This window comes from Sphingomonas olei (assembly GCF_045369765.1).
Taxonomy (GTDB): domain Bacteria; phylum Pseudomonadota; class Alphaproteobacteria; order Sphingomonadales; family Sphingomonadaceae; genus Sphingomonas; species Sphingomonas panaciterrae.
In genome coordinates, this window is record NZ_JBIQEU010000057.1 from 1 (window position 1) to 2,240 (window position 2,240).

Here is a 2,240-nt window from a genome sequence, read left to right on the forward strand (position 1 = left end):
AACATCAACCCCCTGACGAGGTCCGCACTCCGCTAATCTACGCCGCGAGTTGTGCCGAATGTTCTGACGACGGACAGTCACCAGCCCCACGCCGGTAATCTCGAAAATGCCGAACCCCGGTTGGCCGTTCGCCCGCGCGACACCATCCACCAGCAGGTTGGTCGACGTGCCGATCAGCGTCAGCGTCCCGCCCAGGATCGACAGGTAGGACAAGGGGATCAGCAGCCGCGTCGCCGATATGCCAACCGCGCGCGCCAGCCGCCGGACCAGCGGTATCAGGACGATGACGACCGGCGTGTTATTGATGAACGCCGGTACGATCGCCGCGCCCGACATCATCTCCACCACCGTCCGCCGCGGGTGCTTGCCCGCGCGCCGGATGATGAGGCTCGCCACCGCCTCGATCGTCCCCGTGCGGACCAGCGCACCCGACAGGATGAAGAACGCGCCAATGGCGATCGGCGCCGAATTGGAGAAGGACTGGGCGATCAGCGCCGGGGTCAGCCAGCCGAACGCGATCATCAGCGCCGCCCCGCATACCGCGATCGTCACCGGCGGAAACCGCTCCACCGTAAAGGCGACGAACAGAAGCACGATAAACAGCAGGCCAAGCACCGGCAGATAGGGGGCCAGCGCGTGCGCAACATTCATCATCATCACCGCCCTCTAGGCCGGTCCCGCGATGATGCCACGCAAAAGCGTTCCCCCCGCAGCCTCATGCCGCCGCCAGCGCCGCGGGCTCCAGCCGGTGCAGCCGGAAACCGCCCTCGCCCAGCGCGCCGCGCGCCACGTCGATCAGATGCGCATGGTGGGTGAACAGCAGCACCTGGTTGCGCCGCGCCGCCACCGCCAGCACGCGAAGCATCGCCGCCGCGCGTTCGTCATCGGCGGTGATCAGCAAATCGTCGCACACGATCGGCAGCGCATGTTGCCCGGTCTCGATCGCGCCCAGCCGCAACGCCAGGTACAATTGGTCGCGCGTCCCCTCCGACAGCGCCTCGACGCCGACCGCCGTTCCCCCGGCCCGGATCGCGCGGATCGCGGGTCGGTCCTGCTCGTCATAATCGACGCCCAGCCCGGCGAACGCCCCCGCCGTCACCGTCGCGAACAGCGTGCCCGCGCGGTCGATCAGCGGCGCCTGGTTCTGCTGGCGATGGCGGTCCAGCACCCAGCGAAGCAGCGCCGCCGCCGCCACCGCCTCGACATGCGCCTCCGCCGCCGCGCCCATCGCCGCCGCGCTGTCGGCGACGATCTGCTGCGCGTCCGCCGCGCTGCTGTCCTGCGCCGCGCGCGCGAACGCCGCCTCCGCCTCGGCCAGCGCGCGGCCCACTTCCTCGCGCGCGGCGGCGACGTCGGCCCGCCGCTCGGTCAGGCTGGCCTGCGCAATCGCCTCCTCCTCGGGGGACAGCGCCGCCACCTCGGCGGCCAGCGCCTCGAGCCCCTCCGGCCCGGCGAGGCCGGCAAGCTCCGCCTCCGCCTCGCGGATCGTGGCGATCAGCCGCGCCCGCTCGCCCGCCGCCGCCACCGCCGAATCCAGCGCCGCCTCGTCATCGGCGCCGATCCGTTCGCGCAAGCCGTCGATGACCCGCTCGGCCGCCAGCCGCTGCGCCGCCGCCTTGTCCTCTTCGCGGCTCAGCCGATCGCGTTCGGCGGTAAGCCCGGCGAGCCGCTCGCGCGCGCCCTCCGCGCGGCGCCATTCCGCCGCCAGCGCCGCGACGATCCGCGTCGCCGGCTCCGCGCTGCTCCGCCCCAGCGCCGCCAGCACCGCCGCCGTTTCCTCGGCGAAGGCGCGCGCGTCCGCTTCCATCCCGGCGATCTGCCGCACCACATCGGCGCGGCTGGTCAGCTCCTCCGCCACCCCCTCGATCGCCGCCAGCGCATCGGCCAGCGCCTCGACGCCAGCGGCTGGCGGCTGATCCTCAGGCATCAACCCGGCGCGAAGCAAGCCGGCCTCGCGCAGCAAGTCGCCAAGCCGCCCCCCTTCACGCCCTGCACCGCCATCGGATTGCGTCTCCGGGTCCGATGGCGGCGCGGCATCGTCCCGCTCCGCCGCCGCCAGTTCGGCGGTCGCGCGCGCCAACGCCTTCTCCAGCTCGGCCCGCGCCGATGCCGCCGCGATCGCCTCGCGCACCCGCGCCTGCGCGCTCGCCGCCAGCATCGCCGGGTCTGCCGGCGGCTCGGCCCCGATCGCGCGCAGCGCCGCGCCGACAACATCCGCCGCCGCCTGCGCCTGCGCCTCC

General features: G+C 73.1%; 2 protein-coding genes. Both read right to left on the bottom strand.

The genetic code is table 11. The annotated features are described in order from the left end of the window. Nucleotides 1–657: SLC13 family permease (locus ACH0BU_RS17960; protein ID WP_500264466.1), on the bottom strand; the 657-nt coding region annotated here is incomplete at its 3' end. A 58-nt stretch (nt 658–715) separates the two neighbouring features. Then, nucleotides 716–2,240 (bottom strand): ATP-binding protein (locus ACH0BU_RS17965; RefSeq protein ID WP_500264467.1); only part of this gene is annotated, 1,525 nt, incomplete at its 5' end.